Origin of the sequence: Microcoleus sp. BM001215392, from assembly GCF_036700185.1 — a bacterium.
Lineage (GTDB): Bacteria > Cyanobacteriota > Cyanobacteriia > Cyanobacteriales > Microcoleaceae > Microcoleus.
Map to the genome: position 1 here is coordinate 1 of NZ_JAUBOJ010000154.1, position 15,408 is coordinate 15,408.

At 45.1% G+C, this 15,408-nt stretch carries 15 protein-coding genes, 7 tRNA genes and 1 pseudogene; 16 read left to right on the top strand and 7 right to left on the bottom strand.

Features of this window, described 5'->3' with window-relative positions; translation table 11 throughout:
* Positions 1-152: 152 nt before the first annotated feature.
* The 6 genes from QT974_RS17400 (at position 153) to QT974_RS17425 (ending at position 1,219) form a co-directional block, all read left to right on the top strand.
* Positions 153-226 (top strand) — tRNA-Arg (locus tag QT974_RS17400).
* A gap of 6 nt (positions 227-232) precedes the next feature.
* Positions 233-309, top strand: a tRNA-Ala gene (locus QT974_RS17405).
* 5 nt (positions 310-314) lie between these two features.
* Positions 315-391, top strand: a tRNA-Ala gene (locus QT974_RS17410).
* 5 nt (positions 392-396) lie between these two features.
* Positions 397-469: transfer RNA gene (locus QT974_RS17415), tRNA-Ala, on the top strand.
* A gap of 4 nt (positions 470-473) precedes the next feature.
* Positions 474-547: transfer RNA gene (locus tag QT974_RS17420), tRNA-His, on the top strand.
* Positions 548-1,133: 586 nt separating this feature from the next.
* Positions 1,134-1,219: transfer RNA gene (locus QT974_RS17425), tRNA-Ser, on the top strand.
* 644 nt (positions 1,220-1,863) lie between these two features.
* On the opposite strand, the gene QT974_RS17430 is transcribed toward QT974_RS17425, so the two are convergent.
* The gene (locus QT974_RS17430; protein WP_333469699.1) at positions 1,864-2,094 is read right to left on the bottom strand and encodes a hypothetical protein; all 231 of its coding nucleotides are present in this window, start codon (positions 2,092-2,094) and stop codon (positions 1,864-1,866) included.
* Between the two features lie 82 nt (positions 2,095-2,176).
* Positions 2,177-2,335, bottom strand: coding sequence for a ribbon-helix-helix domain-containing protein (locus tag QT974_RS17435; RefSeq protein WP_333469700.1), 159 nt, complete (start codon positions 2,333-2,335; stop codon positions 2,177-2,179).
* Between the two features lie 352 nt (positions 2,336-2,687).
* Here QT974_RS17435 and QT974_RS17440 point away from each other — a divergent pair, with 352 nt between their 5' ends.
* The 5 genes from QT974_RS17440 to QT974_RS17460 all read left to right on the top strand — a co-directional run bounded on the left by QT974_RS17440 (position 2,688) and on the right by QT974_RS17460 (position 6,818).
* On the top strand, positions 2,688-3,260 hold the full coding sequence (locus tag QT974_RS17440; RefSeq protein WP_333469701.1) for a dihydrofolate reductase family protein: 573 nt from the start codon (positions 2,688-2,690) through the stop codon (positions 3,258-3,260).
* Positions 3,261-3,359: 99 nt separating this feature from the next.
* Complete coding sequence (locus QT974_RS17445; protein ID WP_333469702.1) at positions 3,360-3,578, top strand: hypothetical protein; 219 nt, start codon at positions 3,360-3,362, stop codon at positions 3,576-3,578.
* Between the two features lie 271 nt (positions 3,579-3,849).
* The gene (locus tag QT974_RS17450) at positions 3,850-4,419 is read left to right on the top strand and encodes a 3'-5' exonuclease (protein ID WP_333469703.1); all 570 of its coding nucleotides are present in this window, start codon (positions 3,850-3,852) and stop codon (positions 4,417-4,419) included.
* Positions 4,420-4,596: 177 nt separating this feature from the next.
* Complete coding sequence (locus tag QT974_RS17455) at positions 4,597-5,166, top strand: 3'-5' exonuclease (protein WP_333469704.1); 570 nt, start codon at positions 4,597-4,599, stop codon at positions 5,164-5,166.
* A 242-nt stretch (positions 5,167-5,408) separates the two neighbouring features.
* Positions 5,409-6,818 carry an ankyrin repeat domain-containing protein gene (locus QT974_RS17460; protein ID WP_333469705.1) on the top strand — a complete coding sequence of 470 codons (1,410 nt, stop codon included), beginning with the start codon at positions 5,409-5,411 and terminating at the stop codon, positions 6,816-6,818.
* Positions 6,819-6,970: 152 nt separating this feature from the next.
* Here QT974_RS17460 and QT974_RS17465 read toward each other — a convergent pair.
* A pseudogene (locus QT974_RS17465) lies at positions 6,971-7,186 on the bottom strand (element excision factor XisI family protein); the annotation flags it as partial.
* Positions 7,187-7,488: 302 nt separating this feature from the next.
* Between QT974_RS17465 and QT974_RS17470 the strand changes: the two are divergent.
* Positions 7,489-7,562, top strand: a tRNA-Lys gene (locus tag QT974_RS17470).
* 77 nt (positions 7,563-7,639) lie between these two features.
* Here QT974_RS17470 and QT974_RS17475 read toward each other — a convergent pair.
* The 3 genes from QT974_RS17475 to QT974_RS17485 all read right to left on the bottom strand — a co-directional run bounded on the left by QT974_RS17475 (position 7,640) and on the right by QT974_RS17485 (position 8,552).
* A complete protein-coding gene (locus tag QT974_RS17475) occupies positions 7,640-7,969 on the bottom strand; it encodes a flagellar alpha dynein (RefSeq protein ID WP_333469706.1) in 330 nt (109 codons plus the stop codon).
* Between the two features lie 32 nt (positions 7,970-8,001).
* Entirely contained in the window at positions 8,002-8,295 is a 294-nt protein-coding gene (locus QT974_RS17480) for a hypothetical protein (protein ID WP_333469707.1), read from the bottom strand.
* A gap of 107 nt (positions 8,296-8,402) precedes the next feature.
* Positions 8,403-8,552, bottom strand: a complete 150-nt coding sequence (locus tag QT974_RS17485; RefSeq protein ID WP_333469708.1) for a hypothetical protein — start codon at positions 8,550-8,552, stop codon at positions 8,403-8,405.
* Between the two features lie 478 nt (positions 8,553-9,030).
* Here QT974_RS17485 and QT974_RS17490 point away from each other — a divergent pair, with 478 nt between their 5' ends.
* Both QT974_RS17490 and QT974_RS17495 read left to right on the top strand, forming a co-directional pair.
* Positions 9,031-9,708, top strand: a complete 678-nt coding sequence (locus QT974_RS17490; protein ID WP_333469709.1) for an actin-binding WH2 domain-containing protein — start codon at positions 9,031-9,033, stop codon at positions 9,706-9,708.
* A gap of 29 nt (positions 9,709-9,737) precedes the next feature.
* Positions 9,738-10,451, top strand: a complete 714-nt coding sequence (locus QT974_RS17495; RefSeq protein ID WP_333469710.1) for a hypothetical protein — start codon at positions 9,738-9,740, stop codon at positions 10,449-10,451.
* Between the two features lie 151 nt (positions 10,452-10,602).
* Here the strand turns inward: QT974_RS17495 and mutS are convergent, their stop codons facing one another.
* Entirely contained in the window at positions 10,603-13,230 is a 2,628-nt protein-coding gene (gene mutS, locus QT974_RS17500; RefSeq protein WP_333469713.1) for a DNA mismatch repair protein MutS, read from the bottom strand.
* A 652-nt stretch (positions 13,231-13,882) separates the two neighbouring features.
* Here mutS and QT974_RS17505 point away from each other — a divergent pair.
* Positions 13,883-15,049 carry a zinc-dependent alcohol dehydrogenase gene (locus tag QT974_RS17505; RefSeq protein WP_333469711.1) on the top strand — a complete coding sequence of 389 codons (1,167 nt, stop codon included), beginning with the start codon at positions 13,883-13,885 and terminating at the stop codon, positions 15,047-15,049.
* 27 nt (positions 15,050-15,076) lie between these two features.
* Positions 15,077-15,292, top strand: a complete 216-nt coding sequence (locus QT974_RS17510; protein WP_333469712.1) for an acetyltransferase — start codon at positions 15,077-15,079, stop codon at positions 15,290-15,292.
* The last annotated feature ends 116 nt before the right edge of the window (positions 15,293-15,408 follow it).

A 15,408-nucleotide genomic window follows, 5' to 3' on the forward strand; every position in this document is an offset into this window, starting at 1 on the left:
CGGACTGCCGGACTGCCGGACTGCCGGACTGCCGGACTGCCGGACTGCCGGACTGTGGGTTTGACCTTGAATTGACACAACGAAATGCAAGGCCGTGTTCCTATAAACTCGGTTTCTGGTACTCGCGCGCTAGCCTTATTAACAAATAATACGGGAGTGTAACTCAACTGGATAGAGTGTCGAGCTTCTACCTCGAATGTTGTGGGTTCGAGTCCTACCGCTCCTGTTAAATGGGTTCGTAGCTTAACTGGAAAAGCATCTAACTGGCTGTTAGAAAGATATCGGTTCAAATCCGATCGCAATCCACCAATTTTGGGTCTGTAGCTTAATTGGAAAAGCGCCTAGTTCGCACCTAGGAAAATGTCAGTTCGATTCTGACCAGTATCCACCAAAAACGGGGTCATAGCTCAATTGGTAGAGCGCTTGCCTTGCACGCAAGAGGTTAGGAGTTCAATTCTCCTTGATTCCATGCGGTGTCTGAAGCCAAAGTGGTAGCGGCGCTGGTCTGTGGAACCAGTAATAGCGGGTTCAATTCCCGTCAGACACCCTTGGAAGCATTGGTGTTAACTTAGCTTTACACCCGCAGTCCGGCAGGGGTTTAAACCCCCGCCGATGGAGCAAAAGTCCTCTAAAAGAGGACTAATGAATTCTTCAGTCCTCTTTGAGAGGACTTGCGCTATGAGACAGGGAATTAATTCCCTGGCGGACTGCAACGAAGCGCGTATTTGTTGACACCAATGCCTTGGAAGATGCCGCTAAACGGTTGGCAACTAATCTTTAAAACCAGGGTACAGGTAACTGTAAAAGTTCGATTCCTTCATCTTCTGTTTCCTATCAAATTCGGTTAATTGTACCGATAATTGTAGGGAAATAGCACTGCTAATTGGTGTCAATTTTCTAGATAGTACCTGTAGTCCGGCAGGGGTTTAAACCCCTGCCTCATAGCTAAAGTCCTCTCAAAGAGGACTGAAGAAATTATTAGTCTTCTTAGTCCTCTTTCAGAGGACTTTAGCTATGAGACGGGGAATTAATTCCCTGTCGGAGTGGGGAATTAATCTTAAGTTGACATCGCGGGCTATCTTTATCGATGTGGTGCGATTTGGCAGGTATTTGATCTGAATGTTTTGCATGATGGAAGATGCCGCTAAACGGTTGGCAACTGGTCTTGAAAACCAGGGTACAGGTAACACCTGTAAGGGTTCGATTCCTTCATCTTCCTCTTTCCACCAGAAGTCGAAAAGCGAGACGCCGTGCTGATAACGCGGGGATAGGAGGGGCAGTACCTCCCTGGTGGATAATTGGTTTATAATAAATCTAGGTTTGGTAGTTATTCAACAGAAAAGCCATGAGGATTCAAGTTCTAAAATTAGAATTGATTCAGTAGATTTTGCTGTCTAGTCTTGAAGAATATATGTTGCCATGAAATATCTCATGTTTGATTTCCGAAATAGATTTGCTATCCTGTAGCAATAGAAGATTTGGGGAGGTCGCCTAATTTGGAATGGCACCGCAAAAACTAGGTAAAGCGGCTCTCAAAAGGACGATCGCGTTTGTTGAGTAGGGTAAAAAGTTGCTTCGCGACGTTCCCTGAAAACACAAACTGGCAGCGGGTTGCAGATGCACTGAAAGGAATTAACAGTCCGAGATGGGGGCAGTTCCCGTCTGCTTGCGGGCAGTAAGGAAGCGCGTTTCCTGAAAGTTGCTGTCGATCGATGCGGGTTCGAGTCCCGTCCTCTCCATTCTTGGTTCAAGTCCAAATCGAAGAGTTTCAACCCGTGCCCTAACAGTTAAAGCATACATACCCGGCTGTTAACCGACTAAAACCAATGCTTTGCGGACTTGCACGGGTTGAACCTCAGAACCTCAGTTGCGGTTGAGGTTTAGATCGCGATCGCAACTGCCGATCGGGCGCAGTTTGGTCATCAACTGCTTCAGCAAGAAGCCGTTGCTGTTCCAAGCTGTATAAGGAGTGGCCCCTTGTCCCTTCAAGCACAAGGTTTGTCGGGCTTTGTTGTGGCAGATAGTTGCCAACAGGCTAACGACAGCCACTAAGCCGAGTTCATCGACAAGGGCTTCGAGTTCATCTTGAGTCACAAGTACACCTCCAGGGTTGACTATTCCTGAATAGTGCCATATAGTACCTTTAAAGGGTACTCCCAGTATTCTAATAGTACCTTTATTCGGATTCATCCACGAGGTTGTATTCCTTGACGGCCGCCATGACTAGCAGAGTTGACATGGGAACTCCAGTCTGCTGGGAGATTTTTCTCAGTTTTTCGTGCAAACTCTTGGGAACTGTGACTTTAATCACAGCAGTCTCTTCTTTGTCAGCCATTTCAAGCAGTCATATTTAGTTGACATCAGCTTATCTCCTTTTGAGACCGATCGCCCTTTGCTGCGATCGACTGTAGGGTTGTGGGCGATCGGATTGGTGCGAAAAACCGCATTACACCGGCAGTCCAGCAGGGGTTTAAACCCCTGCCTCAAAGCGAAAGTCCTCTAAAGAGGACTAAGAAAACTAATAGATTCTTTAGTCCTCTTTAGAGGACTTCAGCTATTAGCCAGGGAATTAATTCCCTGGCGGATTGCGGGCGGGCGCGTATTTGTTAAGACCAATGGGGCGATCGCACCCTGATAAAATAGTTACAGCAGCCAAACTGCCCGCAAACAAATAAAGAAGGTTAAATATGCGAAAACTAATATATTACGTGGCTTGCACGGTTGACGGTTTTATTGCTCGCGAAGATGGCTCATTTGATTGTTTTCCAATGTCAGGAGAGCATTTCGCCGATTTGTTCGATCGCTTTCCCGAAACTATTCCGGCGCACCTTCACGAAGCACTAGACATTCGCGCAGGAAACAAGCAATTTGATGCTGTTTTGATGGGACGCAAAACCTATGAAGTCGGGTTAAATGTCGGTTTGACTAATCCTTATCCCAGCTTGAAACAGTATGTCTTTTCGCGCAGTATGCCAGCCAGCCCAGATGGGAATGTTGCACTGGTTTCAGACAATGCTGTTGAATTAGTTCAACAATTGAAGCAGGAAACGGGTAAAGATATCTGGCTGTGCGGTGGCGGCGAATTAGCGGCAACGGTTGTTTCCGAGATTGACGAGATGATTGTCAAGTTGAATCCGGTAGTCATTGGGGCGGGCATTCCGATGTTTGCGAGGGCGATCGCACCTACTAATCTGGAACTAGGCGATCGCAAAATCTACAGTAACGGTTTCATGCTGCTGCACTATCGATTGCAGAAATGAGGTGTTTGGGCGATCGGATCGAATAGCATCAGGTCGTACATCCAGGAATCGAGTGGTTTATAATAAGTCTAGATTTGCTAATCATTAAACCTAAAAGCCATGAGCATTCAAGTTCTTAAATTAGAATTGATTCAATGGATTTTGCTATCAAAGCATATTCAAATTTTAAAAGAAATCCAAAAACTGAAAGAAAATTCACCCGAAAAGACTGCTCTCCTCAAACCTCGTCAATTTGGCTGTGGCAAAGGAGTTTTTACTTACATTGCGGATGATTTTGATGAAACACCTCCTGGTTTTGAAGAATATATGTTGCCATGAAATATCTAATTGACACTCACATTCTAATTAAGTTACTCCATTACGATAAATTACAATATCTCCCTTTTGACCATCAACATATTTCGAGCGCCTAATTATTTCTCAAGCCCCAGCAGAAGATTAAACTATTATTACACATGACGATAGGTTCAAACAGTACGATGTAAAATGGTTGTAATCTCAAATTGTGGTAATCTCAATATACAGCAACAGATTCATGTTGGTGTATTATCGAGTGAAGCACGGCGAAGGCAAATTTTAGGTTGAACTTATGATTGATTTAAAACAGTTTAATTATTACTTAGTGCTCGATCTTGCAGCAACCTGCTCCAATCAAGGAACTATCCCACGAAATCAGATGGAAATCATCGAGATAGGAGCAGTTATGGTAGAGTCCAAAAAGCTAAAAATCGTTGATGAATTTCAAACCTTCGTCAAACCCACTCGCAATCCGATTTTAACTGAATTCTGCACGTCGTTAACATCGATCGCCCAAACCGAAGTCGATGGCGCCCCAACTTACCCCGAAGCTAGTGCCCTGCTGCAAAACTGGCTTTCTGGCTACTCAAATGGTGTATTTGGTTCCTGGGGCGAGTTCGATCGCCAACAATTTAAAAAGGATAGCAATTTGCATCAACTCCCGTTTCCCATTGCTTATCCTCACGTCAATCTCAAAAAAATATTTACAAAAACGCAAGGTTTGCCAAAACGATACGGTATGGCACAAGCTTTAAAACTTGCGAGGTTCCGGTTGAAAGGAACTCCTTACCGAGGGATTGATGATGCTAAAAATATCGCTAGATTGTTGCCTTATATTTTAGGCAATAAAAAGCTTAGATGAGCAGCCAGTTTTTTTTAATTGCACAATCTGGGAATTAATAATTCAATCGCAGATACAAAGCAGATAAACACAAATTAACGCAGATAATTGCAAAATAAAAAAGAAAATTAAAACAAAAGATTTGTGTTTATCTGCGTTCATCTGCCGTTAAAAATAAAAAATATTTAGGTAAAATTTATGAAGAATTTCAAACTATTCGACTATTATCTAGTCCTCGATCTGGAAGCAACCTGCTGCGACAAAGGATCGATCGCCCGAAATCAGATGGAAATTATCGAGATCGGCGCAGTGATGGTAGATCCCACAACCCTAACCATCGTCGATGAATTTCAAACATTCGTCAAACCCATGCGCCATCCCATTCTCACCGAATTCTGCACGGCGCTAACATCGATCGCCCAAACGCAAGTCGATCGGGCTCCAACCTACCCCGAAGCAAGCGCTATGCTAAAAAACTGGCTGTCTGGCTACCCAAATGGTGTATTTGGTTCCTGGGGAGACTACGATCGCCAACAATTCAACAAGGATAGCAACTTTCATCAACTCCCTTTTCCCATTGCTTATCCTCACGTCAATCTCAAAAAAATGTTTTCAGAAACCCAAGGCTTGCCAAAACGATACGGCATGGAAACAGCCTTAGAACTTGCGGCTTTACCCCTAGAAGGAACTCATCACCGAGGGATTGACGATGCTAGAAACATCGCTAAATTGCTGCCTTATATTCTAGGTAAAAAAAAGCTTAGCTAAATTTTCATACTTCTCACAAATTACGCATTCCATCTGCGTTCATCTGCGTTAATCTGCCCTCATCTGCGGTTGCAAAAACGTGGAAAGTGCGGCCGTGCGGACGGCAACTGGCGCAAGAAAACCAGTGCAGCAATAAGCTGTAGAGGTTCGACTCCTCCACTTTCCGTTTGTTTATTGTGTACAATGATTAGTTGGGCGTGGAATCAGAAGTTTATGAAAAAAATCAAAAACAGATAATAGCAATGAGCAAAGAATTATGTCAAGCTGTTTGCGATCGGGATTTTGACAGAGTTATCGCTCTCCTATATCGGGGAGATGATATAAATTTTAGAGATGAAAGTTGCTCAGATAGTACCCCTTTACACCAAGCAATTATGGTAGAATTCTTCAGGATGGCTGAAACATTAATTGCTAGGGGGGCAGATGTTAACGCAGCAGACAGAGGTAACAATACACCTCTACATTCATCTATCTCCTATAATAATCTAGAGTTAGCAAAATTGCTGATTGAATCTGGTGCCGATGTAAATTTCCGGTGCGGTACTGGCTCTGTAGACACTCCTTTACACGCAGCAGCTTGGAACAACCAACCCAGGATTGTTGAAGCACTTGTTGCTGCTGGAGCAGATATCAATATAGTTGGCCCTCATGGGGAAACCCCAATTCAAGTCGCAGCTTGGAGAGGACATCGAGAAATTCTCGAAATACTATTTTCTCAAGGTGCTGTTGTCAATACGTACATTTCTGCTGCACTCGGCAATATTCAGGAGGTTGAGTCTTACCTTGAACAAGGGGGCGATCCAAATGCTCGAACCGGACGAACACCTCCTTACGGCAATACTTTGTTATACTTCGCAGCAGCAAATAACCAAATTGAGGTAGCTGACCTACTAATTAAGTATGGTGCAGATGTGAATGGAGAATGCGCGCAAGGTTTTTATCCTTTGATCGCTGCTTCCCAGTTGGGTTTTGTTGAAATGGTGCAGCTATTAATAGATCGCGGAGCTGATGTTAGCGTCGTCATAGATTTCGGGCATGGAGCTTTAGAATTAGCAGCAGAGAACGGACACAAAGAGGTTGTACAAATTTTGCTCGAACGCGGACTATCATTAGATAGAACCGCTTACGGCTATGAAAATCATATCGAGCGAGCGATGAATGAAGCGGCTGCGGGAGGACACAAAGATGTTATTAGGTTTTTACTCTTGCAAGGATTAACAATTAGCAAAACAGCTATTCACGCTGCTGCTGAGCGGGGACACAAACCCGTTGTAGAACTTTTGATCGCTTTTGGAGCAGATGTTAATGCTAAAGATTATAGCGAAAATACAGCCCTACACAAAGCAGCTCTAAAGGGACATTTGGAAATTGCGCAACTCCTCTTGACTTCAGGAGCATATGTCAATGTTAGAGATAATAACGGAGATACACCCTTACACAATGCTGTTTCACTCGGTCACTTAAATATTGTGCGATCGCTCTTAGCTTCTGGAGCAATGGTGAATCCACAGAATCAACGCGGCTGTACCCCAATTCAATTGGCCGATTGTGGAAATAAACAAGATATATTTGAGGTTTTGCTCGCTCAATCGCTTAAAATTGGATTAAATCTGCGAGCTGCTGATAAGAGACGATGTAAATCATTTGATTAGTGTCGATCATCCGTCGATCTAAATTTAGAGGGCGCTAAAGCCTGAGCCTCTATAAATAATATGTCAAATCAATACATTTTGCACAACTTTAGAAAGGTGCTTGAGGCCGATCGCACTTAAATCAGCCATTGAGTAAGGGCGATCGATTTGTGTCACAAAATTACCAGAGATCGATCTTTTTGCAGTTCCGGCAATTTGAAAGCCAAAACAATATATTCTTGAGGAATTCCCGCCGCCATAAACTCGTAAGCAAGTCCATCTTCGGTACCGTCGTGTTCTATCCAAAGCTTGTTCTCAATGATATCAATATGCAAAAATGTTCCGTATATGCGATAACGGTTTTGCCAACCAGTTTCGATTAATAAGTAGCGATCGCGCTTTTAATCAAAAACTAATTCGATCTTAAGATCATTATCGTTACCTAGAAAGTCGGCATATTCTTGGAGAATTTTTTCAATGATATCGCGATATTGAATGTTTATTGAATCCATTGGACGAGATCCTCCTTTACTGGCTCGAAGGTAACTAAACGAATGATACCATCGATAGCTTACGGGTTCTTGGCTCTTGTCGATCGCCCTTACAGAAAACTCGCGATCGTGCGATCGCCACAAATTTTCACGAAAACACTTGCATTTTTAGAATAGTTGTGTTATAGTAGCCTAGATGCGGGAGTATAGCTCAGTTGGTTAGAGCAGGTGACTCTTAATCTCAAGGTCGAAGGTTCAAGTCCTTCTACTCCCATCCCGTTTAAGGTTTATCAATCAAGAGTTTCAAGTTCATCAGACCACCAGAAGTTCTGGTTTCCGCTCACCCCTCGCTCAGTCCTGCTGTTCCAAGTAACTGAGTATGTCCAACACTGCTTCCATGTCTGCCAAGTTTGCCCCAGATTTTTTACGCCGCGCTTTTAACTGGTTGAACAAGTCGGCCGGCTCTGGAAATTCTCGGCTGGCAGTGACTGATTTTTGTCTCAGGTCGGAAAGTTGTGTTTCGACTTCCTCTCGTGAGGCGCGCTCGGTTGCAAGTTGCGATCGCACTTTTTGTAATTCTTCCTCCAGCATCTGCACCCTCAGTCCTAAGTCGCCATTGCGCTCGTGTAACTGATTGAGTTCTTTGTCCCATTCTGCAAGCTGCTTGTTGGCCGCTTTCAACTCCTGCCTGAGCGATTCATCGCCCGCGTCACTCAGGCTTTTAATTTTCCCAGCCGTTCCTCAATCCCCGCTAATTTTGCTGCTAGCAAGTTGTCTAGCTTAGTGTCTAGCAGGATGTCTAGGACTGGCTCAATGTCTGAAATTTCAGACTCCTGGTGTCCAGGCTGGGGTGTGGGTTCTGATATTGCCTGGTTAGCCGCTGTTTCCAGGGTGCGGATTACCCAGGCGTTGACGCTCAAACCCTCTGCTGCTGCTACATCTTTAATGGTTTCGAGTAAGTCGCGGCGACCGTCTAATCTCAAGTTAAGCTGGCATCTGTCTGTCATGTCTAGCACTTGTCTAGTGGTTGTCTAGTTAGATGCTAGCACCATGTCTAGCGTCTGTCTAGTAGTTGTCTAGTATTTCTACAGAACGAGCGTCAAATGTCTAGCACTTATCTAGTATCGGACATCCCCAAAGACAGGTATTTTTGCTCTCCCCCGTACAAATGCCTTGGGAGTTGTAACCGCAGTCTTCCCTCGCGAGTTGCTACTACCACAGAACCGTAAGAAGCTTTGCTGCCCGATTTAGGAGTTTTAGTCATGTATTTTTACTCAAACTCGATCGACCAATTTTACCGCAACTGACTACGGTTTGACTACGGCAACAGCGAATGCCAAAAACATTTTCTCATAACCCCTTATGGGACAAAGGGTTTACGGATTCCCTCCTAGCGCCTTCCAAGCTAACTATGCGGGTTCGATTCCCGCTGCCCGCTTATCAATATAAGAACCTATAACCCTTGATAAATCAAGGGTTTTGGCGTTTCTAGGGCTTAGCCTCTATGGCTGCACAAGGCGTTTTGGAGACAATTTGGAGACAATTTGACTAGAAATATCCAGCCGAGAGTGAATAGCGGTAGGGTGTGGCGTACATGGAACCTTAGATAATGGGAGTTGTATGAGTCCTGTATCTGGAAGAATAATCGGTTAACATAGAGTGCCTCCAGTTGGCAAGATTGTCGATCGCGCTCAGCTTGAGTTATGACTGATTCGGAGTCGCATCAGTCACAAGGAGAACCCGTGAAATATTTTTCAGTAGTAATGTATTTGCTGCGGGAACGGCAACAGTTTCTCGAAGAAATTCGCGAAGGTGTTAAGCTCAAATCTAAAATTTTCGGTTTGTTAATTTCCAGTACCATATTTTTTGGGATATACGGAGCGATATTAGGTGCATCTAGCACGTGGATGCAATGTCTGGTTTCAGCAATCAAGCTGCCAGCGCTTTACTTGCTGACGCTGATTATCTGCTTTCCCACACTGTACTTTTTTAATGTGATGTTTGGTTCAAAACGAACTTTTGAACAGTATTTGACATTGTTGATGACAGCAATGGCGATGATTAGCGTTTTGCTGTTTGGATTTGCACCTGTCAGCCTATTTTTTCTGATCAGCAGTACCAATTACAATTTTTATCTGCTGCTAAATGTTGCTATCATGGCAGTCACAGGATTTTTGGGGGTAAACTTCATTTATCAAGGAATGCACTTTCTGTCCGAACAAGATGGCGAAGGCAAAGACATCAGGCTAAATATTTTGCGCTTCTGGTTGGGACTGTATGCGTTTGTGGGCAGTCAGTTGGGATGGACGCTGAGACCGTTTTTTGGGGCGCCCGGAAGAGCTTTTCAACTGTTCCGAGGCCGAGACAGCAATTTTTATCTGAGTCTGTGGGATTCAATTAGGTCTCTGGGAGGATTTTAATTAATGCCAATTTAAGGAGATTTGCCATAGTGATACAAGCGGATTTGGATGAGTTGAGAATTCCTGAGAAGGAGTTGGAAGATTTGAGCGGAATAGCTTTGAGCGACGGTTTTTCAGGGAATTTTTATCGCCCTGATACACTGCGGAGTGGCAAAAAGCTGTTTGCTCTTTTGCTGCATGAGTTGCTGATATTTTGCGTGACACTTGTTGTCTCGCTCCCTGTTGCTTTGGTGGCAAATAAACATGAAGTTAGTTCAGCTAGCGATGCTGAAATATTTGTCCGGGTTTTACAAATAACTTTGGGTTTGTCGCTGGCGATTACTGTTGCTTGGAATGTCTATCAATGGCTGAAGGCAAAGCCTTTAGCAACGCTGGCGGGTCTATTGGATGAAGTTGAGAAGTATCACGAGGTGATTCAGGCTTTAGATATTATCGATCGCCTAACGGCTGCTGGCAATTTACAAGCCAATTTAATTAATCGACAAGATGCAATTGAGGCTTTGAAAATTACTAGAGAAAGTTTAGTCTGTGCTTTGAAAACAGAGAAGATTCTCAGGGAAAATCATAAATTTATTGGTCGCCGTTACGAGTTATTTGCTAATATTGAAAGTAATTTGGCTGCTTTGATGGCGCTGGATGTGAGCGATCGGGCGAGCGAATACGGGCGGTTGCTAAATGAGGCTTTGGAAATTGGGATGAGCGTGCACAAAGAAGTAAGAAAGTTGCAAAATGGCAAGTTTTAAAGATAGGACGTACGGTTGAAACCGCTTCTTGTCAAACGATGTCCGAGCTCAGAGGGACTGAAGAGAATAAGGTAATTTTAACCGCCCTGTCTTCAACCCGCGTCGGCGGGTTTTGCTTGTATAGAAGCGGTTTCAACCGCCCAGTCTTCTTTTAATCGTCAAAGATATCTAACTGTTGTCCCTCCGACTCTTTTTTACCATCTTTCTTAACACCCTTCCGCAGCCCGATCGCAATTTTGCTATGTTTTTCAATCTGCTTCATCACCTGTCTCGCCCTGTCAATCACCGACGGCGGTAAACCAGCCAACCTCCCCGCTTCAATTCCGTAGGACTTATCAGCACCGCCGGGGTGAACTTCGTGCAAAAATACGATTTGATCCGGCAATTCCTTCACCGTCACCTGATAATTTGCGACATTATCCAAAATAGAAGCTAATTCATTTAACTCGTGATAGTGAGTCGCAAAAATCGTGCGCGCCCGAATCTCGCTTGCTAAATATTCTGCCACAGACCAAGCAATCGAAAGTCCGTCAAACGTCGCCGTTCCCCTGCCAATTTCATCTAACAAAACCAATGATTTCGGCGTAGCGTGATTGAGAATATTTGCAGTTTCATTCATTTCCACCATAAACGTAGACTGACCCGTTGCTAAATCGTCCACGGCGCCGACTCGGGTAAAAATGCGATCGCAAATTCCTAAAGTCGCAGCCTTCGCCGGGACAAAACTGCCCACCTGCGCCATTAACTGGATCAAACCAACCTGTCGCAAATAACAACTCTTGCCGCTAGCATTCGGCCCAGTTAAAATAATTAAATCTGGGCGACTTAGCGATGCTTCCCGACCCAAAAAAGCCGAATTCGGGACAAAAAATCCCGGCGGTAAAGACTTTTCCACCACCGGATGACAACCTTCAATAATTTTAATTTCCCGACTTTCTGTCATCATCGGGCGACAGTAATCTTGATAAACCGCTACTTCCGCCAAACCGCACAAAATATCGGCCGCCGCCACAGCCCGGGAAACGTTGCGAATAATTTCGGCGTGTTCTCCTACCTGCGATCGCAATTTCGCAAAAATATCGTACTCCAACTGATTCAAATCTTCCCGCGCCGTCAGAATGCGGACTTCCCTTTCTTTTAATTCTTCTGTGCTGTAGCGTTCTTCATTGGTGAGAGTTTGCTTGCGCGTGTAGTCGTTCGGTACTTGGTCAACTTTCGATTTGGTAATGCTGATATAATAGCCGAAAGCTTTATTGTAGCCGACTTTTAAATTAGCAATCCCGGTGCGTTTTCTTTCATTTGCTTCTAAATTTGCAATCCATTCTTGGTCTCCTGATGCAGTGTGGCGCATTTCATCAAGCATGGAATTAATGCCCGATCGAATTAAACCTCCTTCTTTTAAATGAATCGGCGGTTCGTCAACTAAATAAGCGTGAATTTGAGTTGCTAATTCTTCTAAAATGGGCGGGACATTTTGCAGCGCTTTTAAATAGGGCGAGATCCCTTGAATGGCGATCGCAGCCAATTGGGGTAGTTTTGAGAGAGAATCGGCTAAAGCGACCAAATCGCGCGCGCTAGCGGTTCCAGAACCTGCGCGCCCCGTGAGTCTTTCGATGTCGTAAATTTGGCGCAGCAACTGCTGCAAATCTTGGCGCAGCGGATTATTTTCTACTAATTCTTGAATCGTATCGTGGCGGGCGCAAATACCTTTAATGCTGAGCAAAGGTTGGAGCAACCAGCGGCGCAAAGCCCGGCCTCCCATGGCGGTGCTGGTTTTGTCGATCGCCCACAGCAGCGAACCGTGAAATACTCCATCTCTGACTGTTTGAGTGATTTCGAGATTGCGGCGGGTTTGGTAGTCTAATATCAGAAAATCGGTGAGAGTGTAAGTGTGCAATCTTTGCAAAGCAACTGCTTTTTCTTTTTGAGTTTCTTCGAGATATTGCAGCAAACCCCCGGCGGCGCGCACTGCGAGGGAAAGGTGCGCGCATCCGAGACCTTCGAGCGATCGCACTTTGAACTTTTGCAGGATTCTTTGTTTGGCTTCGGACAAAGTAAACGGGATTTGCGATCGCAAAGAATAGCAAAACGAATTAGGCAAACAATCGGGTAAATGCTCGGATTTCTCTCCGGGTCTCAACATAGTCACCAAATCCGGCGCATTAGTAGGAACTAGGACTTCCGAAGGCTGTAAACGGAGCAATTCTAAGGTTAATTGTTCTAAACTGTCGGCTTGGGTAGTGACGAATTCTCCCGTAGAAATATCAGTATAAGCCAATCCCCAATGTTCCCCAGCGATGACGACTGCTGCTAAAAAGTTATTTTGTCGGGGTTTTAGCATTCCGTCATCTGTCAAAGTTCCGGGAGTGAGAATGCGGGTGATTTCGCGCTTGACTTGGCGGCCTTCGCGGGCGGCGATCGAGGCATCTTCAACTTGGTCGCAAACTACTACAGCATAGCCTTTTTCTACTAACAAAGAAGTGTAGCGATCGAGGGCGTGGTGCGGCACTCCTGTCATCGGCACTCGACCGATTTCTTTGCCGCTTTCTTTGCTAGTACAAACCAGTTCTAATTCCCGCGAAATCGTCACTGCATCTTGAAAAAAACACTCAAAAAAATCTCCGACTCTAAACAATAAAAGTGCGTGGGGATACTGTTCTTTCACTTCCACATACCGCTGCATCATCGGCGTCAGCTTGGTGAATTCTAGTAGGCGGTGGTCGGCATTGCGGATGTTTTCTTGATTGGGGTCTGTTGGGGTAGATGCAGTGTAAGGCATAAAAGGCGATCGATAAATTTTGATCTTTAACAACTTTAGCGCAAGCTCGGCTTTTAGCTATAGCTAATGATACAATTTTTGACGATTAATCCTCCTCCAGCAGGGTGCGCGATTCTCAAGATGCGAGCCCAGTTATATGGTTCGATCGTTTGGACTTCAGTCCGCAGCCGTATAGCGGACTGAAGTCCGCACTACAAACTGGCGTACAGCGGACTCAATTCCGCACTACAAACTGGCGTATAGCGGACTCAGTTATATGGTTCGATCGTTTGGACTTCAGTCCGCAGCCCTATAGCGGACTGAAGTCCGCACTACAAACTGGTGTATAGCGGACTCAATTCCGCACTACAAACTGGCGTATAGCGGACTCAAGTCCGCACTACAAACTGCCGATCGCCAAAAACAACCTCAGCCATCCCTGTTAGCTGTTAAAACAATAATCCTAAATCTATTGCAATTTACTGTGGGATAAACTCTACCTTTTTTATAACTTAAAACAGCCGAAAGATAGATTTGCAAATTATACCTCGGATAGAGAACCACGACATTTTATATGCTTAAAATTAAACAATACAGCCAATTGATTTAGCTGCGGAGTAAATTTAAGATTTAGAATCAAAAATCTGGGAGTTAACTAGAGGAGAACACAATAATGAAAGCTCTTTGCTGGCACGGAGCAAATGACGTGCGAGTTGATAATGTACCCGACCCAACAATTATCAATCCGCGGGATGCCATTCTTAAAATCACGTCTACAGCAATCTGCGGTTCAGATTTGCACCTCTACAACGGCTTCATCCCGACAATGCAATCCGGCGACATTATGGGTCACGAATTCATGGGGGAAGTAGTCGAACTCGGCAGCCAGGTTAAGAATTTAAAAAAGGGCGATCGCGTTGTGATTCCTTTTACGATTTCTTGCGGTAGTTGCTTCTTTTGCAATCGGGATTTGTGGTCGCTGTGCGACAATTCTAACCCCAATGCGGGATTGGCCCAAAAAATGTTCGGTCATTCACCGGCTGGATTGTTTGGCTACTCGCATTTAACGGGGGGTTATGCAGGCGGTCAAGCAGAATACGTGCGGGTTCCGTTTGCAGATGTCGGCCCTTTAAAAATTCCTGACGGACTTTCTGACGAGCAAGTATTGTTCCTCACTGATATCTTTCCGACTGGTTATATGGCTGCGGAAAACTGCGACATTAAGCCAGGGGATACTGTTGCTGTTTGGGGATGCGGGCCTGTCGGACAATTTGCGATCAGAAGCGCGTTTATGTTGGGGGCCGATCGAGTAATTGCGATCGACAGAGTACCCGAACGCTTGGAAATGGCGGCCGCTGCTAAGGCCCAAATCATCAACTACGAAGAAATGGACGCCGGGGAAGCTGTCACCGAAATGACCGGCGGACGCGGGCCAGACGCCTGTATCGACGCGGTGGGGATGGAAGCCCACGGTACGGGCCTGGATGCTTTGTACGACAAAGCTAAGCAAGCTGTGCGCTTGGAGAGCGATCGGCCTACAGCGCTGCGACAAGTCATCCTCGCCTGTCGCAAAGGCGGCACGGTGTCAATTCCCGGCGTTTACGGCGGCTTCGTGGACAAAGTGCCCTTGGGTGCGGCGTTCAACAAAGGCTTGACCCTGAAAATGGGACAGACGCACGTTCACCGCTATTTACGCCCTTTGCTCGATCGGGTTCAAAAAGGCGAAATTGACCCAAGCTTCGTGATTACGCACCGCATGAAATTGGATGAAGCGCCCGACGCTTACGAAATTTTCAAACAAAAAAAAGACAACTGTATCAAAGTTGTTCTCAAACCATAACTCACCATTACTTCACAAGGAGAAACTATGCTTTTACAAGAAAAAGAATCCGGCGACCTCGTAGAAATCATCGATATCGAGACTTTAATCAGCCCTACCCAAAATCAAGTAGCGGGACGAATTCAAGCTGGTGAAGAAGAGCAAGACCCGGCACATTTTGAGAAGGATAAATTAGTTTTCCCCTCCGGCGAAGTTCTGCCGCGCTGCTGGACTGAGGAAAATTACAAAACTCAAGGTTCGTAGTAGGGACTTCAGTCCTCGATTGACTCATTAATTGACATACTCCCCGACCGTCGCGGACGGGGATTCTAATTCATGGTTCACAGAAGTCCACTTGCTATATCGGGTTGCCCTTCAAT

Coding starts and splice junctions, on each gene's coding strand:
- QT974_RS17435 (WP_333469700.1), bottom strand. CDS start 2,335: ATGGCTGACAAAGAAGAGACTGCTGTGATTAAAGTCACAGTTCCCAAG.
- QT974_RS17440 (WP_333469701.1), top strand. CDS start 2,688: ATGCGAAAACTAATATATTACGTGGCTTGCACGGTTGACGGTTTTATT.
- QT974_RS17445 (WP_333469702.1), top strand. CDS start 3,360: ATGAGCATTCAAGTTCTTAAATTAGAATTGATTCAATGGATTTTGCTA.
- QT974_RS17450 (WP_333469703.1), top strand. CDS start 3,850: ATGATTGATTTAAAACAGTTTAATTATTACTTAGTGCTCGATCTTGCA.
- QT974_RS17455 (WP_333469704.1), top strand. CDS start 4,597: ATGAAGAATTTCAAACTATTCGACTATTATCTAGTCCTCGATCTGGAA.
- QT974_RS17460 (WP_333469705.1), top strand. CDS start 5,409: ATGAGCAAAGAATTATGTCAAGCTGTTTGCGATCGGGATTTTGACAGA.
- QT974_RS17480 (WP_333469707.1), bottom strand. CDS start 8,295: ATGACAGACAGATGCCAGCTTAACTTGAGATTAGACGGTCGCCGCGAC.
- QT974_RS17485 (WP_333469708.1), bottom strand. CDS start 8,552: ATGACTAAAACTCCTAAATCGGGCAGCAAAGCTTCTTACGGTTCTGTG.
- mutS (WP_333469713.1), bottom strand. CDS start 13,230: ATGCCTTACACTGCATCTACCCCAACAGACCCCAATCAAGAAAACATC.
- QT974_RS17505 (WP_333469711.1), top strand. CDS start 13,883: ATGAAAGCTCTTTGCTGGCACGGAGCAAATGACGTGCGAGTTGATAAT.
- QT974_RS17510 (WP_333469712.1), top strand. CDS start 15,077: ATGCTTTTACAAGAAAAAGAATCCGGCGACCTCGTAGAAATCATCGAT.